General features: G+C 68.3%; 17 protein-coding genes and 2 pseudogenes. 10 read left to right on the top strand and 9 right to left on the bottom strand.

Annotation, left to right across the window (positions count from 1 at the left end; genetic code table 11):
• Window positions 1-39: 39 nt before the first annotated feature.
• Window positions 40-105 (bottom strand): annotated as a pseudogene (locus D7Y04_RS46060) (hypothetical protein); the annotation flags it as partial.
• Window positions 106-1,046: 941 nt separating this feature from the next.
• On the opposite strand from D7Y04_RS46060, the gene D7Y04_RS38805 reads away from it, so the two are divergent.
• Together D7Y04_RS38805 and D7Y04_RS38810 are read left to right on the top strand one after the other, a co-directional pair.
• Complete coding sequence (locus tag D7Y04_RS38805; protein WP_120599938.1) at window positions 1,047-1,577, top strand: hypothetical protein; 531 nt, start codon at window positions 1,047-1,049, stop codon at window positions 1,575-1,577.
• Window positions 1,578-2,120: 543 nt separating this feature from the next.
• Window positions 2,121-2,444, top strand: coding sequence for a hypothetical protein (locus tag D7Y04_RS38810; RefSeq protein WP_120599939.1), 324 nt, complete (start codon window positions 2,121-2,123; stop codon window positions 2,442-2,444).
• A gap of 52 nt (window positions 2,445-2,496) precedes the next feature.
• On the opposite strand, the pseudogene D7Y04_RS38815 reads toward D7Y04_RS38810, so the two are convergent.
• The 3 genes and pseudogenes from D7Y04_RS38815 to folD all read right to left on the bottom strand — a co-directional run.
• Window positions 2,497-2,598 (bottom strand): annotated as a pseudogene (locus D7Y04_RS38815) (bifunctional methylenetetrahydrofolate dehydrogenase/methenyltetrahydrofolate cyclohydrolase); the annotation flags it as partial.
• Window positions 2,599-2,606: 8 nt separating this feature from the next.
• Window positions 2,607-3,314 carry a hypothetical protein gene (locus D7Y04_RS38820; protein WP_147454863.1) on the bottom strand — a complete coding sequence of 236 codons (708 nt, stop codon included), beginning with the start codon at window positions 3,312-3,314 and terminating at the stop codon, window positions 2,607-2,609.
• A gap of 25 nt (window positions 3,315-3,339) precedes the next feature.
• On the bottom strand, window positions 3,340-4,191 hold the full coding sequence (folD, locus tag D7Y04_RS38825; protein ID WP_121762601.1) for a bifunctional methylenetetrahydrofolate dehydrogenase/methenyltetrahydrofolate cyclohydrolase FolD: 852 nt from the start codon (window positions 4,189-4,191) through the stop codon (window positions 3,340-3,342).
• A 90-nt stretch (window positions 4,192-4,281) separates the two neighbouring features.
• On the opposite strand from folD, the gene D7Y04_RS38830 reads away from it, so the two are divergent.
• The 5 genes from D7Y04_RS38830 (at window position 4,282) to D7Y04_RS38850 (ending at window position 8,403) form a co-directional block, all read left to right on the top strand.
• Window positions 4,282-5,079, top strand: a complete 798-nt coding sequence (locus D7Y04_RS38830) for a TerB family tellurite resistance protein (RefSeq protein WP_368666435.1) — start codon at window positions 4,282-4,284, stop codon at window positions 5,077-5,079.
• A 24-nt stretch (window positions 5,080-5,103) separates the two neighbouring features.
• Window positions 5,104-5,808, top strand: coding sequence for a Smr/MutS family protein (locus D7Y04_RS38835; protein WP_121762603.1), 705 nt, complete (start codon window positions 5,104-5,106; stop codon window positions 5,806-5,808).
• Between the two features lie 36 nt (window positions 5,809-5,844).
• Window positions 5,845-6,837: an adenosine deaminase gene (add, locus tag D7Y04_RS38840; RefSeq protein WP_120596281.1), complete on the top strand. Its 993-nt coding sequence runs from the start codon at window positions 5,845-5,847 to the stop codon at window positions 6,835-6,837.
• A 3-nt stretch (window positions 6,838-6,840) separates the two neighbouring features.
• A complete protein-coding gene (locus D7Y04_RS38845; protein ID WP_121762604.1) occupies window positions 6,841-7,929 on the top strand; it encodes a quinone-dependent dihydroorotate dehydrogenase in 1,089 nt (362 codons plus the stop codon).
• A gap of 108 nt (window positions 7,930-8,037) precedes the next feature.
• A complete protein-coding gene (locus D7Y04_RS38850) occupies window positions 8,038-8,403 on the top strand; it encodes a hypothetical protein (protein WP_121762605.1) in 366 nt (121 codons plus the stop codon).
• A 28-nt stretch (window positions 8,404-8,431) separates the two neighbouring features.
• On the opposite strand, the gene D7Y04_RS38855 is transcribed toward D7Y04_RS38850, so the two are convergent.
• Entirely contained in the window at window positions 8,432-9,514 is a 1,083-nt protein-coding gene (locus tag D7Y04_RS38855) for an SMI1/KNR4 family protein (RefSeq protein WP_121762606.1), read from the bottom strand.
• Between the two features lie 182 nt (window positions 9,515-9,696).
• Between D7Y04_RS38855 and D7Y04_RS38860 the strand changes: the two genes are divergently transcribed.
• The gene (locus D7Y04_RS38860; protein ID WP_120596275.1) at window positions 9,697-10,239 is read left to right on the top strand and encodes a hypothetical protein; all 543 of its coding nucleotides are present in this window, start codon (window positions 9,697-9,699) and stop codon (window positions 10,237-10,239) included.
• Window positions 10,240-10,292: 53 nt separating this feature from the next.
• The gene (locus D7Y04_RS38865; RefSeq protein WP_121762607.1) at window positions 10,293-11,510 is read left to right on the top strand and encodes a serine/threonine-protein kinase; all 1,218 of its coding nucleotides are present in this window, start codon (window positions 10,293-10,295) and stop codon (window positions 11,508-11,510) included.
• Here D7Y04_RS38865 and D7Y04_RS38870 read toward each other — a convergent pair whose 3' ends face one another.
• Together D7Y04_RS38870 and D7Y04_RS38875 are read right to left on the bottom strand one after the other, a co-directional pair.
• A complete protein-coding gene (locus tag D7Y04_RS38870; RefSeq protein WP_233601787.1) occupies window positions 11,511-11,942 on the bottom strand; it encodes a hypothetical protein in 432 nt (143 codons plus the stop codon). It abuts the gene before it with no gap.
• A gap of 145 nt (window positions 11,943-12,087) precedes the next feature.
• Window positions 12,088-15,000, bottom strand: a complete 2,913-nt coding sequence (locus D7Y04_RS38875; protein WP_121762608.1) for a serine/threonine-protein kinase — start codon at window positions 14,998-15,000, stop codon at window positions 12,088-12,090.
• Between the two features lie 146 nt (window positions 15,001-15,146).
• On the opposite strand from D7Y04_RS38875, the gene D7Y04_RS38880 reads away from it, so the two are divergent.
• Complete coding sequence (locus D7Y04_RS38880) at window positions 15,147-16,109, top strand: ornithine cyclodeaminase family protein (RefSeq protein WP_121762609.1); 963 nt, start codon at window positions 15,147-15,149, stop codon at window positions 16,107-16,109.
• Between the two features lie 558 nt (window positions 16,110-16,667).
• On the opposite strand, the gene D7Y04_RS38885 is transcribed toward D7Y04_RS38880, so the two are convergent.
• Window positions 16,668-17,822 (bottom strand): glycosyltransferase, encoded by a 1,155-nt coding sequence (locus D7Y04_RS38885; protein ID WP_121762610.1) that lies wholly within the window; start codon window positions 17,820-17,822, stop codon window positions 16,668-16,670.
• Window positions 17,812-19,095 carry an O-antigen ligase gene (locus tag D7Y04_RS38890; RefSeq protein WP_121762664.1) on the bottom strand — a complete coding sequence of 428 codons (1,284 nt, stop codon included), beginning with the start codon at window positions 19,093-19,095 and terminating at the stop codon, window positions 17,812-17,814. The genes D7Y04_RS38885 and D7Y04_RS38890 overlap by 11 nt, the downstream gene beginning before the upstream one ends.
• Window positions 19,096-19,103 lie beyond the last annotated feature (8 nt).

Below are 19,103 nucleotides of genomic sequence, written 5' to 3' on the forward strand. Positions count from 1 at the left end.
GAGCAAGCGGGTCGTCTTCGAAACATCTCCCAAATGGCCCTACCCATTCGTGCCCCAGACCCAGACGGCACCGTCCTGCCTCATCGCGAACATGTGATTGCCTCCAGACGCAAGGGGGCGGAGTCAGGCAGCCTGTCGTGGTGCCATCCCCGAGCTGGCCGGAGGCATAGCTCCCGCACGCCCAGACGGTGCCCGCTGGTGTCAAGGCCAGTGTGCTGAGCCTGACTCACGACTGCGGCGAAAAGGTGCTGTGGCCGAACGCGGCCATCCGGCTGTACATCCGGTCGAAAGTCGAGGAGAGGGCCGCCAGGGCCGCATCATCCATGTCCCTCTCCCAGCCCTGGAACCAGCGGTGGACCGCCTTGTAGGGCGGGTATGGCGCTCGCCCAGGTCAGGTCTCACGCTTCAACTTCCGCGAGAGAAGCAGCGGTTCAATCAGGAGCCACTGTTCAGCTGTCAGGTCCACCGGGCAGCTTCGAACATGGCCATTCCCTCCATGTCGATCAGCGGTCCGGCTTTCGCCCCCACTCCTGCTCGCTCAGTCTCAAGACCAGCGCCAGACGTCTTCGCCTGTGCTTGGTGTGGAAGGCGGCGGAGGGCACTGGCGGGTGCAGAAGGGCCTCGTCCGAGGGGGCGCAGAGGGCTACCGGACGCCTAGGTGAAAGTGGCCGCCAATCCCGCCCATACGTGCTGTTGAAGCCCTGACGTCCCGCCTCCTCGCGGAGCACTACCTGACGCCTGGGGCCGGTGAAACATTGCCATCCCGGAAGGCATACGTCCAACCAGTTCATCAGGTGTTGTCACGAGGTTCTACAACCATCCCGTCAGCTGTTCCTGTCCACACGGATGTGTTCCTGGACACGATCGCGGCGCAGGGCACTGCACCAGCAGCATCGCCGGAGGGGGGGCAAACAGCCCGTCACCAGGGACATTCCATGAAAAATTGAGGGCATGTGGAGAAAGCCTGGCCTCAAAGCCCTACGCCGTCCCCTTTCTCTCCTTAGATCTGTTCCAGACCGAAAGACCTGCAACATCCAGGAAATCCAATGACTATCACCATCACAGCCACAGCAAATGGTTGCCTCACCCCGCCTACGGGCACGTACCCCAACCCTGTTAAAAACGGCGATTTCATCATCACCGGTACAGGCCCCAATGCAATCGTCGTTGGCGAAGGCGTCGACGAAGAGGTCCGCTGGACATTCGACTTCAACGCCGACCCCGCCTATCAGTTCTTCACTCAAGCCCAAGGACTCACATCCGCTGTCCTCACCCTCACCCTCACGCCCAAAAACCAACTCGTCACCACCGACATGGTTGTATTGGATGTCCCAGGCTTCGATGCCATCAGAGCACCGATCATGACCCTGCCGGTCAACGTGACCAGCACCATCCGAATCGACCTCCTCGCCCAACCCAGCTACACCGCAGGCGCGATCCTCGCCGCCCTCGCCGCCGGCAAGGGCAGGGTGCCCATGCGCTATGCCAACGACTCCATCGTCTCCAGCGCCAAAAATGCCGCTGTACGTATTTTCCAATCAGGATCAATCGTGTTTTCCGCCATGCACACACAATAGCGGTGATGGTGACCAAGGCAAGGGCATTGCCCGTAGACTCCAAGCAACTGGCTCCTCCCCACGGACACACAGAAGAGTCACGGCGAGCCGAGAAGTCCCTCTTGCTCATGAGCGCGACGAAACGACAAACGTCCATGGTGACATTCAGCATAAGGAAAGCACCTGTCGGCCGTGGAACATGGGCAGTCCCATCACGGACACACTGAATCGAACGAGAACCGGGTGCTCGCCATGGCACCATCGACCAATTTTGTTCCAGATGTGGATGTCGGCTGGCGCCGGATTCTCACTGATAGCGTCTACGGCACCAACGGACTCAACACGTATGCCTATTCAAATCCAGCTGGCCGGCACATCCGTTACGACGCCTGTAAGAACCACGGCGGGCAGTACGTCTGTCCTTTGTCGGCGTCCGCGCACCTGGCCTCCCGGCCCTGACATCGGACAGGGCGGCCGGTCGCACCGAGGGCGTAGCTTGGTGACACATCCACGTGAGCCTCCATTTCTTGCCGCGCCGAAGAGCCGGTGCTATCTGGCGCGCGCATGCGAAGCCCCCTGCTCTGCCTCTCCTCCCTCGTGTTGCTTGGCCCCGCGTGCGCCACGATTCCCACTGTTGAGCGCGATGGCTTCCAGCTCGGAAAACACTCCTGGGAGAATGACGAGCGAGCCATCCGTTCGCAGGCCTCGTTCGCCACGAACTGCCCCTCCGAGCAGCTCGAACTCCAGGTCCTGTCCGTGGCGGGCGACCCGAAGCTTCCCACCGACGCACGCGGTGTCGGCGTGACGGGCTGCGGCCGCAAGACGAGCTGGGTCCGGTTCGCGAACGGCGCCTGGGCCATCAACAGCGACGGAACCAGCGCACCGTAGAGAGCGCGGCGGGCTCCGCCCCGGGCACCTGCATCCGGGGGGCGGACAGCGATTATTTCCCCGCGTGCTGCGCCGCATCCAGCGTGTTCTTCATCAGCATCGCGATCGTCATCGGACACACGCCACCCGGCACCGGCGTGATGAACGACGCACGCCCCGGCTTCATCCAACAACAATCTTCTCCCGCAGCAACGCCCGGACGTTCTCGATCTGTCGTGGGTCCTCAGCACTCACGAAGACGCTTCGAAGCTTTTCCTCGGGAGGTGTCATGGCGACATCCCGGACAAGCAAGCCGTCACCGCGCCACCAGACAACATCCTGGTCGCTGGCCTCGTGCATTATTTCCATGCCAGCGCGCCCAAGCTCATCCAATGACTGCTCAGACTGAACCCTGATGCTTCTCCGATGCCACCGGGGATTCTTCCGCGCGTCCCATGCGAGAGCGGCATGGTCTTCAAGGCATTTGGCCACGCTGGTGTACGCAAGGTCTTCGTCTTCGAAGATAAAGCCATCCTCACGCATTGACAGATTGATTTGCGAAATCAGGAGATTCCCACACGAAACGTGGAACCTTCCCTGGGTGTCCCGCCAACATCTAGGAGCCACGGGCTTCCCCGTGACGTCTCGTTCCCACAATCCAAGATACACAGTCGTCCCGGGTATCCAGTATTCAAGCCCCCCGAAACGAGAATGGAAATCCAGGAACTGAGAGCACTCCGAGACGCCACGCTCGACAAGCCATGCCCTCACCTGCTCAACGTCAAGGATGGGATCGTGCCGCGTGCCCTCCGAAAGAAGGGCGAACACGCGCTCCGAAAGCCCCTGATGGATTGGCGTCATTGGCGCTGCCCCGCCTCCCTGCCCGAGCATGGGCAGGGGAATCCGGAGTCTCAGCTCACTTCCCAGCGCGCTGAGCCGCCTCCAGCGTGTTCTTCATCAGCATCGCGATCGTCATCGGACCCACGCCACCCGGCACCGGAGTGATGAACGACGCTCGCTCCGCCGCGGCGGCGAACTCCACATCCCCCACCAGCTTCCCATCCGCCTTGCGGTTCATCCCCACGTCAATCACCACCGCGCCGGGCTTGATCCACGCGCCCTTCACCAGCTCCGGCACGCCCACCGCCACCACCAGGATGTCCGCCTGGGCCACCTCCGACGGCAGGTCGCTCTTGCGGTGGCACACCGTCACCGTTGCGTCCTTCTGGAGCAGCATCAGCGCCTGCGGCTTGCCCACGATGTTGCTCCGCCCCACCACCACCGCGCGCTTGCCGGCCGGATTGCACCCGACCTCTTCCAACAGCCGCATCACCCCATAGGGCGTGCACGCGCGCGTCGCCGGACGACCCAACAGCAGATTCCCCGCGTTCATCGGGTGGAAGCCGTCCGCGTCCTTCTCCGGCTTCACCGCCGCGATGATGGCGTCCGCGTCGATGTGCTTGGGCAACGGCAGCTGCACCAGGATGCCGTGCACGGCCGGGTCCTCGTTCAGCCGGTGCACCAGCGCCAGGAGCTCGTCCTGGGTGATGGTCTCGTCCGGGTGATGCTCCCAGGAGTTGAAGCCCACCTCCTCGGCGGCCTTCTTCTTCCCCGTCACATAAATCTTGGACGCAGGGTCCTCACCCACGCGCACCACGGCGAGTCCCGGGGTGATGCCGCGCTCGGCCTTCAGGCGCGCCACCTCCTCCTTGATCTCCGCCCGCACGCGCGCCGCCACTGCCTTGCCGTCAATCAACTGAGCCGTCATGCGACCCACCTTATGCAAGACTGGCCCGGCACAAGGGAGCGAAGCGAAGGCATGGGCGCGGGAAAAGTTCTCGGGGCGATGTTGGGTCTCATGGCCGGCCTCCTCATTGGCGGGCCCTGGGCCATCGTGCTCGCCCTCATCCTGGGCACAGCCCTGGGCCACTACTTCGACGAACAGCACGGCGCTCCCCCGGACTTCCCTGAAATCTTCAGCGACTTCCCCTCCACCTTCGAGCCGCCTCCTGAACAAGTCCCCCTCACCCAGGGCCCGGGCGAGTTCCCCATCGTCCAGGCCCCGGACGAGGACCCGCTCGACCGCGACATCACCGCCCTCTTCGTGGACGTGGCCCGCGCCGACGGCGACATGCGCCGCGAGGAGGTCCGCGAGGTCCGCCGCTATTTCGAGGAGGTCCTCCGCGCCGACGCCCACACCGTCCAGGCCGTGCGCCGTTACCTCAAGGACTTCCTCTCCCGCCCCGCCTCCCTGGACGCCCCCGCCTCCCTCGCCTCCTGCCTGGACTCCCTGCCTTCGGGCGAACGGCTCCGCCTGCTGGACGCGCTCTATGAGATGGCGCTCGCGGACGGCCCCCTCCAGCGCTCCGAACGCGAGGCCCTGAAGCGCATGGCCGAAGGCCTGGACGTCCCCGACGCCAAGGTCCAGGCCCTGGCCGAACTGCACCTGGGCGACGCCACCGCCCACTACCAGACGCTGGGCCTCCCCCCGGACGCCACCGACGCGGAGGTGAAGAGCGCCTTCCGCAAGCTCGCCGCCCGCTTCCACCCGGACAAGGCCGCCCACCTGGCGCCCAAGGCCGCCGAGCAGGCCGCCCGCCGGTTCCAGGCCGCCCGCGACGCCTACGAGGAAATCCGCAGGCTGCGCGGCCTGTAGCCCGGGTTAGAAGACAGGAATCCCATGAGCCAGCGTCCCCCGAAGAAGAAGGAAGCGGAGTTCCAGAACAACCCGTTCAAGTCCGCCATCAAGACGCTCCAGGACCAGGAGAAGCAGGAGAAGGCAGCGGCCGCCGCCGCGGAGGCCTCGAAGAAGAAGGCCGTCGCGCACAAGCCCACCAAGGCCCCCAAGGCGCGTCCGGAAGACGACGACGTGGGCCTCTTCTTCTCCGCCATGGACGGCGTGCAGCAGATCACCCATCGCGGTGAAGCCCCCAAGACGAACCCGCGCCTGCCGGAGATCATCGACGACAACGCGGAGGCGCTCGCGCAGCTCTCCGACCTGGTCGCCATGGATGGGCCCCTGTCCTTCACCGGCTCGGACGCGGCCTTCGAGGGCGCCTCCCCCGGCGTGGACCCCAACCTGCTGCGTTCCCTGCGCCGGGGCGACTTCTCCGTGCAGGACCGGCTGGACCTTCACGGCAAGACGCAGCGCGAGGCCCAGGCCGCCGTGGAGCGCTTCCTGTCCGACAGCCGCCGCGCCAAGCGCCGCTGCGTGCTCATCGTCCACGGGCGCGGTTTGAATTCCAAGGATCAGATCCCGGTGCTCAAGGACGCGGTGAGAGACCTCTTGTCGCAGAAGCGGCTGGAGCGGATGGTGCTGGCGTTCTCCACTGCCCGTCCGCAGGACGGCGGGGCTGGCGCCGTCTACGTGCTGCTGCGCCGATAGCTTTACGCGTGGCCGTGGCTGTGCATACATGCCGCCATGGTTCGCGACCTCATTGACCTTCACATCCACGTGGGTGGCGCGGTGGCTCCGCACATCCTGTGGTCCATTGCCCACCAGCAGGGCTTCAAGCTCCCCGTCAAGAACTACTTCGACTTCGTCGAGCTCATCACCTCCCGTCCGGGCAAGGTGGGCAGCCTCGACGACTACCTGAAGATCCTCCACACCTGGACGGAGAAGATCCAATCCTCTCCCAGCGCCATCGAGCGCTCCGTCTACGAGGTGATTGGCAAGGAGTACCGGGGCAGCCGCGTCACTCAGATTGAACTGCGCTTCAACCCGATGAAGCGCAACCTCTCCAGCGAGTTGGACCTGGACCACATCATCCACGCGGCGCTGCGGGGCATGGACCGCGCGACGCTGGAGTACGGCGTGAAGGTGGGCCTCATCTTCTGCCTGGCCCGCGAGTTCGACCACAAGCTCAACAGCATCATCGTGGAGAAGGCCATCAAGTACCGCTCGCGCGGCGTGTACGGCATCGACCTGGCCGGCACGGAGCGCGACGCGATGGAGCACAAGGCCTCGCTCTCCGAGTACGAGGATCTCTACGCCCGCGCTCGCAAGGCCGGCCTCAAGTGCACCGTGCACACCGGCGAGACGGCCGGCACGGGCGCCAACGGCCTGATGGCGGCGGTGGAGAAGCTCAAGCCCCACCGCATCGGCCACGGCATCCGCGCCGCCTACGACGAGTCCGCGATGAAGGTCCTGCGCGAGAACAACATCACGCTGGAGCTGTGCCCCACGTCCAACATCCACACCAAGGCCGTGGCGGACCTGCAGGAACTCAAGCACATCATGCAGACGTTCTGGGACCGCAAGGTGAAGTTCACCATCAACACGGACGGCCCCTACCTGCTGGAGACGGACATGCGGCGGGAGATTGAAATCGTCGAGTCCAACAACCTGCTCACCACCGAGCAGGTGGACCAGGCACTCGCGTGGGCGCGCGAGGCGTCCTTCATCCCGGCCTGACGCATGTACGGCCTGACTCGCGCATTGCTCTTCAGCCTGCCCCCGGAGCCCGCGCACCGGCTGGGCATGTCGGGGCTCGCGGCCCTGGGGAAGTGGAACGCCCGCTGCCGCGCCATGCGCGAGCACACGCTGCGCCGTGCGCCCATGGACCTGTCCGTGGAGCTGGCGGGGCTGAAGTTCGCCCACCCGGTGGCGCTCGCCGCCGGGCTGGACAAGGACGCGGAGGCCGTGGACGGGCTGTTCGCCTGCGGCTTCTCCGCCGTGGAGATTGGCACCGTCACGCCGAAGCCCCAGCCGGGCAACCCGAAGCCGCGCCTGTTCCGCCTGCCGGAGCACCGCGCGGTCATCAACCGCATGGGCTTCAACAACCACGGCACGGCCACCGCGGCGGAGCGCCTCAAGGCCCGCTCGTGGAAGCCCGGCCCGCTGGGCGTGAACATCGGCAAGAACAAGGACACGCCGCTGGAGCGCGCGGTGGACGACTACGTGGCGTGCGTGGACGCGCTCGCGGCGCTGGGGGACTACGTCGTCGTCAACGCGTCCTCGCCCAACACGCCGGGCCTGCGCAAGCTGCAGGAGCCGGAGGCGCTGTCCGCGCTGCTGCTCGCCGTGCGCGAGCGGATGGACGCGGTGGCTCCGGGCACGCCGCTGTTCCTGAAGATTGCCCCGGACCTCACGCCCGAAGCCGTGGATGAAGTCGTGGACGTGGCGATGGCGCGCGGGCTGTCCGGGCTCATCGCCACCAACACCACCCTCACCCGCCCCTTCGAGCACCCGCACTCGAAGGAGGCCGGCGGTCTGTCCGGCGCCCCCGTGCGCGAGCTGTCCAACGCCGTCATCCGCCGCGCGTACCAGCGCAGCAAGGGCGCCCTGCCCCTCATCGGCGTGGGCGGCGTGTTCACCGCGCAGGACGTCTACGAGAAGCTGCGCGCGGGTGCCACCGTGGTGCAGGTGTACACGGGCTTCATCTACGAAGGCCCGGGCATGGTGGACCGCATCCTCCCGGAGCTGGGCGCCCTGCTGGCCCGGGACGGCTTCGCCTCCGTGCGCGACGTGATTGGCGTGGACGCTCGCGAAGGCATGCCCGCATAGGCCCACCTGCCCTCCGGGGCAGGCAACCTGTCTTCCTGGTGACACAGGAAACTCGGGACAGCCCTCGGGCGATGATGGTGGGACGTCTTCCGCCCTTCGAGGTGCGCCGTGAAGATCTCCCGTCCGCCGTCGTCCCCGCCCGCGTCGCCGACCTCCACGCCGCGCCCTTCCGTGCCGCAGCCGGTCCCGCCGAAGCCGCCCGCGGAGCAGAGCCCCTCCGACGTCTTCGACGGGCCGGTGGCCAGCTCGAACGTGGGTGACAACAAGCAGGGTGCTTCAGGCAGCAGCATCCGCGTCGGCGCGAGCGCCTCGAGTGGCGGACAGGGCATCGAGGACCGGGACAAGTTCAAGCCCTCACAGGGCCCCGGCGGCCCGGGCACGACCGCCTCTGGCAGCAGCATCCGCGCGGGCGGCCGGGGCAACTCCGGCGGGACGCAGGGCGATCCCCCCTGCACGCCCCACCGGAGGGACTGAAGACGCCGTTCCTCCCGCGCACGTGCGCTCAGTACTCCTTCAGGAGTGCGGCGGCCACCTTGAGGTCCAGCCGCTTGAACAACGCCGAGACCTTCGCCTTCGGGATCAGCTTCTTCGCGGCCGCCTCTACGCGGAGGAGCGCGAAGGCGAGCTGATCAAGTGAGGCGAAGGCCGGCGAGACAGAGCCCTCCTCGTGCGCGTAGCGGACGACCGCTCCCGTCGTGACGTCGAGGAGGAACATCTCGCCGGAGCCGTCGCTCGCGATGCCGACGTACTTGTCGTCGTTCGCACCGGCCAGGTCCTCCTTCTTGCAGTCGAAGCCGTAGCTGTCGAAGTCGAAGGCGAGGGTCATCGACGGCACGCCACCGCCCGTCACCACTTCGTCCAGCGCGCGACCCGCGGGAACGGCTCGAACCTTCTTGCTGCCTGGCTTCGACACGCGGGGCGCCTTCGGGAAGAAGCGCGCCGCGTCGGCCGCGAAGTCGCCGCGCTCGATGTAGCCGGCCACGGCGCTCGCCTCGGTGCTCTCCCCCCACTCGGTGAGCGTGGGCTTGCTCACGTCGAGCGGCGTGCCGTCCTTGGCGAAGAACGTCGTGCTCTTCAGCTTGCCCTTGGCGAACACCGCCGTCAGGCGATGGGGCCAGGGCTTCGGGACCTTGAAGATCTTGTGCAGGAGCTTCGTGCCGGCGTACTCGAACAGGGCGCCCTCGACCGGGCCTACGACCCACTCGAGGGAGCCGTCGATGACGCCATCACGCAGTTCAATCCGCAGCTCGTCCGGGAAGTCGAAGCCGGGGCGGAAGCGCACCTCGACCAGCGCGCCGTCCGCGAACGTCGCGATCATCGTATTGTTCGGCCCGTTCGGCAGCCCAAGCGCCTCCTGCATGGCCAGGCGCGGTGCGTGCTCCGACATCTCGTGGATGCCGAGCGACCATTTGATCTCTCCATCCAGCTTGCCGTCCTTGCGCGTGGCGTCGAGCAGCAGGAGGCCCGACGGATGGATCCACAGGCGCTCGCGCGCGTCATGGGGACCTCCGCATCGCCAGAGTTTGGTGGAGGCATCGAAGGTGGCTTCAGGAGGAACGCTCTTGGGGCGCGGGGCGGTCGTCATCGCGCCGCACCATACCTGTCGCACCTCTTCCCTCCACCTTCTTGTGGGCGAGGATGCGCTGTCTGGCTTTGAACGCTGACGCGCTGCATCCCAGACGCATCTTCGGTTTTCCGGGACTCCTCGGAAACTTGGAACGTGGTGGGTCCGATGATGGTTTCAGGAACTCCGTCCTGAGGTGCTTCGTGAAGATCGGCCGCCCTGTTTCGAGCCTCCCGCAGCCCGAGCAGTCCACCCAGCTTCCGGTGCACCGTGCGTCCGGACAGAGCATTCTCGGCGGCGGCAAGGGCAGCTCCTCCAGCGCTCAGGGCTACAAGGATCCCCCGGACCAGTTCCAGGGTCCGCAGGGCGGCGCGCTCGATAGCCCCTTCCACCGCCCGGTGAGCGACGGCGGCGAGGCGCGGCCCTGCGCCTCCGGCTCCAGCGTGAGGGGCCAGGGCGGTGGCCACTCCGGTACTGTCTCGTGCAGCTTCGTGCCTGCGGACAGCGGAGCGCCGGGCACGGCCGGGTCGAAGCCGTCGTCCCCCGTGGAGAAGCTGGTCGAGAAGCTCCGCGACCTGTTCGCGAAGCTGCTGGGTGGGGCCGCGCCGGAAGGCTCTCACCGTGGCCGGGTGGCGACGGGCGATAGCTCCCGGTCCGCGGGCTCCAAGCACTCCGGCAGTGGCCAGGGCCGCATTGGGGCCGAAGAGGACCTCCAGGCCAGCGACTCGGCCCGGGTCGGCGGCTGACCCACGGCGTGATCCTGCGTTCCGGGCGTGAGTGACGGTAGGCTTGCCCCGGAATGAACGACGTCCAGCGATTCGGGCCGTACCGCGTCCTGCGGGACATTGGCGAAGGCGGTATGGGGCGCGTCTCGCTCGCGGAACGCGAGGGCTGGGAAGAGCCGGTCGTCCTCAAGCGCATCCACTCCGAGCACGCCACCGACGTCCGCTTCCGCCGCCGCCTGCTGCGTGAGGCGGAGGTCGCCGCCGGACTGCATCACCTCAACGTGGTGCGGGTGCTGGAGACCGGCGTCATCGACGACCAGGTCTACCTGTCCATGGAGTACGTCGCGGGCTCCAGCCTCGCGCACGTCCACGCGGCGAGCCGGCCAGAGCTGCTGCCGCTGGGCCCCATCCTGGATGCCATCGCGCAGGCGTGCGACGGGCTCGCGTATGTGCACCAGTTCGTCAACCCGGAGTCGGGCAAGTGGATGGAGCTCATCCACCGCGACGTGTCCCTGGACAACCTGCTGCTGTCCTACACCGGCACGGTGAAGATTGCCGACTTCGGCATCGTGAAGACGTCCGAAGGCACGCAGACGACGTCCGGCGTGGTGATGGGTAAATTGGCATACATGTCCCCGGAGCAGATCCGCGACGACATCCTGGACGCGCGCGCGGACCTGTACTCGCTGGGCATCTGTCTTTACGAGCTGCTCGCCGGACGTCGGCCGTTCCCCATCCAGCGCGGCCGCGCGCTGATGGAGTCGGTGCTGTATGACGCTCCGCCGCCGCTCATGCCGGCGCGCCCGGGGATTCCCGCGTCGCTGGTGTCGTTGGTGGAAGCCCTGCTCGCCAAGGACCGCAAGGGCAGGCCCACGGAGGCCGCCGCCGTGGCGAAGGAGCTCCGCACGGAGCTGGCCCGGCTGGGCGAGTCCCCGCTCTTTCCGTCCCGGCTGATGGAGCCGCCCACCGGCGTCCCGGCCAAGCCCCGGAGGCTCCGTCCGGCCCTGCCGGAACCGCCCGCCCCCGCGCCCACGGAGGTGATGAAGCCGGAGGTTCTCCCCACCCTGCCCTTGGAGCCCGCGCCTCCACTGCGCTCGGAGGCGCCGACCCAGGCGTTGAGGCCCCAGCGCCCGGTGTCCCGGCCGCCGGATCCCGCTCCGCTCCCAGAGCCAGTGAAGCGGTTCCGGCCCCCCGAACCACCGCCACCGTCCTCACAGGCACCGTGGCTCAAGTGGGTGGCCGTCTCCGTGGCGGGGAGTCTGATCGCCGCGGCGGCGTGGTGGTGGAGTTGATCAGCAGCCGCCACCGCAGACGCTGAAGACCGTCTGGTATTGGTATTCCGTGCGCGTGTAGTTGCCGGCCGCGTCGAAGCACACGCGGTAGCTGGACTGCTGGTTGTACTTCGCCGGGTTGTAGCGCAGGACGGCGGACTGGCCCGGGGGGCACACCGGGATCCTGTGCTCGGGCCCACCGGCGAGGGACTCGGCATCGTCAGCGTTCAGCCTCGACTCACAAGCCCAGTAGCTCCCACAGGTGGACGAGGGTTCACAAGCCGTCGCGCCCGTGTTGCTCCACGAAGACCAGGTGCCACACGAGTCCAGCGCGGCTTCGGCCGTCGCCAGCGTCGCCGTCTCCTCGGCGGCGGCCTCCTCGGGCGTCATGGTCCCTCCGCACGCCGTCAATGCCAGACCCATGCACAGCATCAATGACATTCCAGGCTTCATGGACGACTCCTTGGTCCGAGGGGGACGCCGGCATGGCGCCCGGCCTTCCGACAAGGCCGCATGTTAGGCAATTCGGATTGGACAAACCACTCCATGCCCTCACTGCAATTCCATCATTAGCGGTCAAATCCAATGACTGTGAGACTCAACGACTGGCAATCCATTGCTTCACCTGCGCCAGCTCGCGCCGCGTCATGGAGCCGCCCTGGGTAAAGCCTTCCTCGGCCTGCTTCGCCAGCGTCAGCGCCCGCGCGTGCTCCGCGGGCTGGCTCCAGAGCGCCTGCGCGAGCGCGAAGTGCGTCATCGCCGCGTCCACCGGGTTCCAACCCAGCGGCGCCAGCACCCGCTCGGAGGTCTCCAGCAAGTCACGCGCGCTGTCGCCCTGCCCCAGCAGGAAGTACGCGAGCCCCAGTGCCGTGCGGCTGTGGATGGTCCGCGCATGCTCCGCGCCCAGCGAGCGCGACTTGGAATCCAGCGCCGCGCGCAACAGCGGCACCGCCTCCTTCGGACGGCCCTGCGCCACCATCAGCCGCCCCACGTCCTCTTCCAGCGTTTCCACCGCGAACTCCTCCGGCGGCAACACCTTGCGCTGGAGCGTCAGCCCTTCCTGGAAGTGCGCGAGCGCGTCCGTGTCCCGCTCCAGCCGCTCCTCCGCGCCCGCCAATGCCTTCAGGGAATCAATGGCCTCGCGGCTCTCCGCGCCAAAGCCCTGACGCATGCCCTCCAGCGCCTGCCGGTGCAGCGCGAGCGCCCGGTCCGGCGCGCCCAGCGACTCCTGCACCAGCGCGATGTCGTGGAGCAGCAGCAACGTCTGGGAGTTGAGCGGCCCCAGCGTCTGCTGTTGCAGCGTGTACGCGCGCTGCAGCCACTCCAGCGCCTTCGGCAGGTTTCCTGACTCCTGCTCGGCGAAGCCCAGGTTGGTGAGCGTGCCCGCGAGCAGCGGATGCACCGGGCCCAGCCGCTCCTCGTAGATGGCGAGCGCCTTCTGGTACAGCGCAGTGGCCTCCGCCTTCTTGCCCTGGCGAAGCATCACCATGCCCAGGTTGTTGTAGACCTTCGCGGTGTCCACGTGCGTGGGCCCCAGGGTGCGCTCGCGCAGCGCCAGGGCCCGCGTGTAGTGCTCCGCCGCCGCGTCGAGCGCTTCCTCGTTCAGCGCGAGGATGCCCTCGTGGTTGGCGAGCCGGCCCTCCAGGTCCGGCGCGGAGCCCAGCCGTTCGATGAGCGCGTGCGCCTGGGCGCTCCACAGGTGGGCCTCGGGGAACCACTCGGGATCGCCGCTCAGGCCGAGCACCAGCTCCGTGGCCACCTGGAGCGCCACTTCGTCATGCCGTCCCGCGGTGGCGGCGGCCATCGCCTCGTGCCACGTGGCCCGCGCGTCGCGCGACTGGCTCATGCGGTGGTGGGCCCAGCCCAGGACGTGGAGCGCCTCCGCCTCCACCGGCCGGTAGTGCGTCACGTGCGCCGCCTCCACGGCGGCCTTGGCCACGGGCACCGCCTGCGCGTAGCGGCCCGTGTCGAGCAGCGCCTGCGCATGCGCCACGTCCTTGCGCACGGCGTCCACGCGGGTGCGCGCCGCCTGGTCCTCCGGCGGGGGCACCGCGGCGGAGAGTGCCTCCACGTTCGCGCAGCCGGACACACCGCGCAGCGAATCCACCGCTTCCGCGCTGCGCTGCACCAGCGCCACGTCCGCGTGCGCCAACTCAGTTCCCAGCGCGTCCACCGCGCGCAGGCGCCGGTCCAGGCACGACATGCGCAGCGCCAGGTGCGCTTCCGGCTGCTCTCCCGTCACGCGCGTGGCCTCGCAAGCCTGGCGGTGCATGCGGCTCCACTCGGACGCGTATGCATCCAGCGCGCGCTCCACCCGGTCGAAGGCGCCATCCGCGTCCTTCGCGCCGCTCTTCTCGAAGGCCTCCGCCACCGCCGCCTTCTGCGTAGGGCCCCACACGCGGGCGAACAGCCTGGGCGCGCCACTGCACGGCGTGGGACGCACCCACGCCACGCCCACGCCCAGGAGGAGTCCGGCCACCACCGCGATGGAGCGGCCCGCGAGCTTCTTCCGTCCCGCCTCCGGGTCGCGCTCCAGCGCCGCCAGCAGCGCCTCCATGGACGCGAAGCGCTGCTCCGGCGCCACCGACAGGCCCTGCGCCAGCACACGGTGCACCCAGCCCGGGACGGACGGATGCGCGGGCGGCTCCAGCTCCACCCGGGGCACCACCGCGCCCTGGGGTGCCCGCTGCGAATCCAGCAGCGTGACGGCCATGCGCCGCAGCGTCCCCTCCTCGAAGGGACGCTGACCGGTGAGCGCCTCGTAGACGGACACGCAATAGCTGAACTGATCCGCGCGCGCGTCCGGCCCCCGCCCCGCGTACTGCTCCGGCGCCATGTACGCGGGCGTCCCCACCAGCGCGCCCGTCGCCGTGAGCCTTGTGTCGAGCGGCCCCTCCAACAGCGCCGCCGGTGGCACCGCGGGCCCTGCCTCCGTACCCACGCCCGCGTCGGACGCGATGCCGAAGTCCGTCACCCAGACGCCGCCGTCCCGGCCCAGCAGCACGTTGTCTGGCTTGAAGTCGCGGTGCACCAGCCCCGCCGCGTGCGCCGCCGCGAGCCCCTGCCCCATCGCCCGGCACACCGACAGCACCTGGCGCTGCGGGTGCGGCCCCTCGCGCAGCCACTGGCGCAGCGTGCCGCCCTCCACCCGCGCCATGGCGATGAACACCCGGCCCTCGTGCGTGCCCACGTCGTGCACCGTGAGCACGTTCGGGTGGGACAGGCGAGCCATGGCCTGGGCCTCGCGCACCAGCCGCAGCGCGCGGGCGTCCTCCTCCTCGTCCGGCAGACGCCGCTCGTGCAGGAGCTTGATGGCGACGGTGCGGCGCAGCTCCGGGTCGAAGGCCTCGAAGACCTCGCCCATGCCGCCCTTGCCCAGCCGTGCCAGCAACACGTAGCGGCCTACGCGCGTCGCATGGAGCGGACGCTCCGGCGCGCTGGAGTCACCCGTCGGGTGGCCTGTGTTCGGCGCCTGGGAACTGGTGTCTTCAGTGGGCCGGGAGGTCTTCATCGCTCCCAGCCTATCCTGAACCCGCCTTTCCCCATTATCCGTGCCTGCCTACCTGCTCCGGGTAGTGATTGTGACAATGCCCAATGGCAGACATTGCACATCGGGCACGACGCACACGGTCAGGGACGGTTGGCTATAGCGCGCCCATGCCCACCCTTCTCCTCAGTGCCAGGGACTTGCGCGGCCTCTACACCGTCGAGCTCGGTCTGGAAGCCGTCGAGCGTGCCTTCCGGGCCCATGGCCGCGGCGAGGCGCTCATGCCTCCCAAGGTGTACCTGTCCCTGCCGAAGTACGACGGCGACTTCCGCGCCATGCCCGCGTTCCTCGACGGCGCAGCCGGCGTGAAGTGGGTCAACGCCCATCCGAACAACCCTCGCAAGCACGGCCTGCCCACGGTGCGCGCCGTGTATGTGCTCAGCGACCCGGACACCGCGTCCCCGCTGGCCATCCTGGACGGCACGCTGCTCACCGCGTGGCGCACCGGCGCCGCTGGCGGCATCGCGTCCAAGTACCTGGCGAAGAAGAAGCCGCGCACGTTGGGGCTCGTGGGCTGCGGCGTGCAGGCGCGCGTCCTCATCGACGCGCACCGCGCACTCTTCGGGGACCTGGAGCTGCTGCTGGCGGACGTGTCCGCCCAGGCCGCGGAGGCGCTCCAGAAGGAGAAGGGCGGCCGCGTGGTGAGCCTCCAGGAGGCCTCCGGCGCGGACATCGTCTGCTCCGCCACTCCCGCGCGCGCCCCGGTGGTCCGCCGTGAGTGGGTCCAGGCCAGCGCCCACATCAACGCCATGGGCGCGGACGCTCCCGGCAAGCAGGAGCTGGATCCGCGGCTGCTCGTCGACGGGCGCGTCTTCATCGACGACGCGGATCAGGCGCTCCACTCCGGCGAGGTCAACGTGCCGCTCCACGACGGGCTCATCCAGGCCGAGCAGCTCGCCGGTACCCTGGGAGAGGTCGTCGCTGGCCGGAAGCCCGGCCGCAACGGCACCGAGGTCACCGTCTTCGACTCCACCGGCCTCGCCGTGCAGGACGTGGCCCTGGCCCGCGCGCTCTACGACGTCGCATTGGCGAAGGGCGTGGGCCAGCGGTTCGATCTGGTCGAGGAAGCCTGACGTCCATATCCCACCCGGTGCGTCCTCCTCGCGGGGACGACCCAGAAGGACGCACGGGTGCGGCGGTGTGAGGCAAAAAAGAGAGCGCTCGCCGGCACCTTGGAGTTTTACCGGCGAGCGCCCCGGGCCGCGTGCCGACTGGCAGGGCCTCGTAAAGTCGCGGCGGATGTGGAGAGCGGCCTGTCGGCCCACCCCACGCCACCTTCATGTTTCCTGCCGTCCGCCCCGCGTCCCGTGTTCCGTGTTCCGGGCCCCGCGCTCGGCGTCCGTTTCCTTCAAAAAACCCCTGCGTACCGGCGGTGATTCCTCCACCCGCCTGATCCGCCACACCCAGGGTGAGCACGCCTGCCGCTTCCGGCAACACCCGAGGCGCCATTACCACGCCTTGCCCACCAATCTCCACGAAAATCGAGCTATTCCCATCTATAACCTGCGCACACGCAGGTCCTCGGGGAGAAACCGCCTCCCTTTCCTACGAAACGCGCCCGCCCCCAATTGCTGAGGACGGGCGTGGATTATCCGGATCGGTCTGACATTTGCCGGCCCCTGGGGGCGGTTTCAGCCTGGAGGCAGTCCTGCCACCTGGCGGTACAGCGCGTCATGTCGGCGCACCAGCTTCTCCAGGGACAGCTCCCGGGCGACGAAGCCCCGAGCGGCCTTGCCCATCTTCCGGGCCTCCTTGGGGTTGGCCAGCAGCCGGCGGAAGGCCTGGGCCAGCTGGGCGGGCCGCTCCGGCTCCACCACCAGGCCCCGCTCGCCGTCCGCGATGAGGTCCGGGTTGCCACCCACCCGTGTCACGACCATGGGCAGCCCGGCCGCCATGCCCTCCATCACCGCGTTGGACATGCCCTCCGCCGTGGAGCACAGGACGCCGAAGGTGGCCTGACCGTAGAGGGCCGGCACGTCCGTGCGGTGCTTGAGGAAGTGCACCCCGTCCGCCACCCCCAGTTCGTGCGCCATCTTCTCCAACCCCGGCCGGCGCGGCCCGTCTCCCACGAACCACGCGTTCAGCTTCGTCCCCTCATGACGCAGCATGGCAAGGGCGAGCAGCACGTCCTCCTGCCGCTTCACGGGGTGGTTCATGTTGGCCACGTGGAGGACCGTGGGCACGCCGTTGGTGTCGGGCAGTGTGTCCTTGAGCCCTTCCGCCGCGCGCGCATCGAAGCGCTGGAGGTCCAGGCCGTTGTGGATGACGGAGATGCGCGAGGCGGGCAGCCCCTCCTCGTTCATGAGCAGCTGGCGGATGGCCTCCGCGTTGGCGATGACGTGATCCGCCATGCGAGTCATCTGCGCGTGCAGCAGGCGGCGGGCCTTGCCCTGCCAGTGGGACAGGTCCAACCGGCCGACGATGACCTTCGCGCCCGCGAGCTTCGCGGCCGGCACCGCGATGATGCTGGAGTAGAAGTCATGCACGTGCACCAGCTGGACGCGGCGCTGCTTGAGCCAGCGGGCCATCCGGTGAATCTGCAGCAGCGTGTTGGGCTGCACGAGCGAGCCCTTGAGTGAGAACACCTCCGGCGCGTGCCCCAGCTTCCAGACGGAGCCCATCAAGGGCCCCGCGTCCTCCAACACAGACACCTGCAATTGATAGCTGGAGGGCAGGCCTCGCAGCAGCTCCAGCACCTGGACCTCGGTGCCGCCAATGTGGAACGACCGGGTGAATTGCACCAGGCGGAGGGGCTCCTGCCCCATCCGCGCATCCTCACGCCGCATGCCCAGACCCCTCCCACGTGGCCACCGGCGCGGGACTCATCGCCGGTTGCCTCCCCACCGCCAGGGCTCGCTCCCGTGCCTGCGCGATGCGGTGCGCGCTCGCGGCCAGGCCGAAGAGCACGTAGCAGTGCGCGGACAGGATGTAGCCCGAGAACAAATCACAGACGAGGTAGCCCGCCACCGCCGCCAGTAAGGCGCGTGCCAGCCATCCCATCTCCGAGTCCGATGACGCGGCCGCGGCCCCGCCCACGGCTCCGCCCGAGAACACCAGGAAGCACAGGAGGCCAATCCACCCGAGCTCCCCGATGACGTCGAGGAAGATGTTGTGCGCCACGTAGGCGCGGTGCGCCTCCGGCGGCGCGTACTCGAACCAGGCGTAGCGGAAGCCGCCCGCGCCCACGCCGAGCAGCGGCTTGTCCAGGCTCATGCGGCTGGCCACCTGCCACGCGTAGACGCGGCCCATGGCGGACGCGTCCTCGTGGAACGACGCCACCGTCTCATTGCGCTGCCAGAAGCTCTTGGGCGCGAACACCGCCAGGCCCGCGACGAACACGGTGCCCAGCACGATGGCCTGCATGCGGCGCTTCTCACGGATGGCCCACATGGCCATCGCCACCGACAGGCCAATGAAGCCGCCGCGCGAGTGCGACAACACGATGGCCACCACCGCCAGCACCGCGGACACCGCGCACAGCACGCGGAACACCCACGGGGTGCTCTTGCGCGCGAGGAACGCCACCGCGAGCGGCACCACCAGCACCATGTTCATGGCCATGTGGTTGGGGTCCGCGTACACGCCAACCCAGCGCGAACGGAAGCCCTCCACCATGTTCTCGCCGACGATGTACCAGTTGATGACGCCAATGGACGTCACGATGGCGCCCAGCACCATGGCGCCGGCCACCACCGCCAGCCGCTTGGGCGTGGTGATGACGTTGACGAGCGTCAGGTAGATGGCCGTGAGCTTGAGCAGCTCCACGCCCTGGAAGCGCGTCACCTCCGGGTTCACGCTCCACGCCACCGAGCAGAACGCCAGCGACGAGAACGCCAGCAGCGCGATGCCCCGCGCGCCGTCGAAGAAGAGAGGCTCCGCCTTGCCAATGCGGCGCATCACCATCAGGCCCGCGCCAAGCCCTGAAGTCAGCAGCGCGAGTCGCAGCGGCTCCAGTGCGGGGATCCACTCACCCGGCACCGCGTACATCACCGCCGCGAACCCCGCGAGCATGTAGAAAGCCAGTACGTCGCGACGCTGCCCCACCGCGCCCGGTCCCATGTACGCCA

The organism is Corallococcus sp. AB038B (assembly GCF_003668955.1).
Classification (GTDB): Bacteria; Myxococcota; Myxococcia; order Myxococcales; family Myxococcaceae; genus Corallococcus; species Corallococcus exiguus.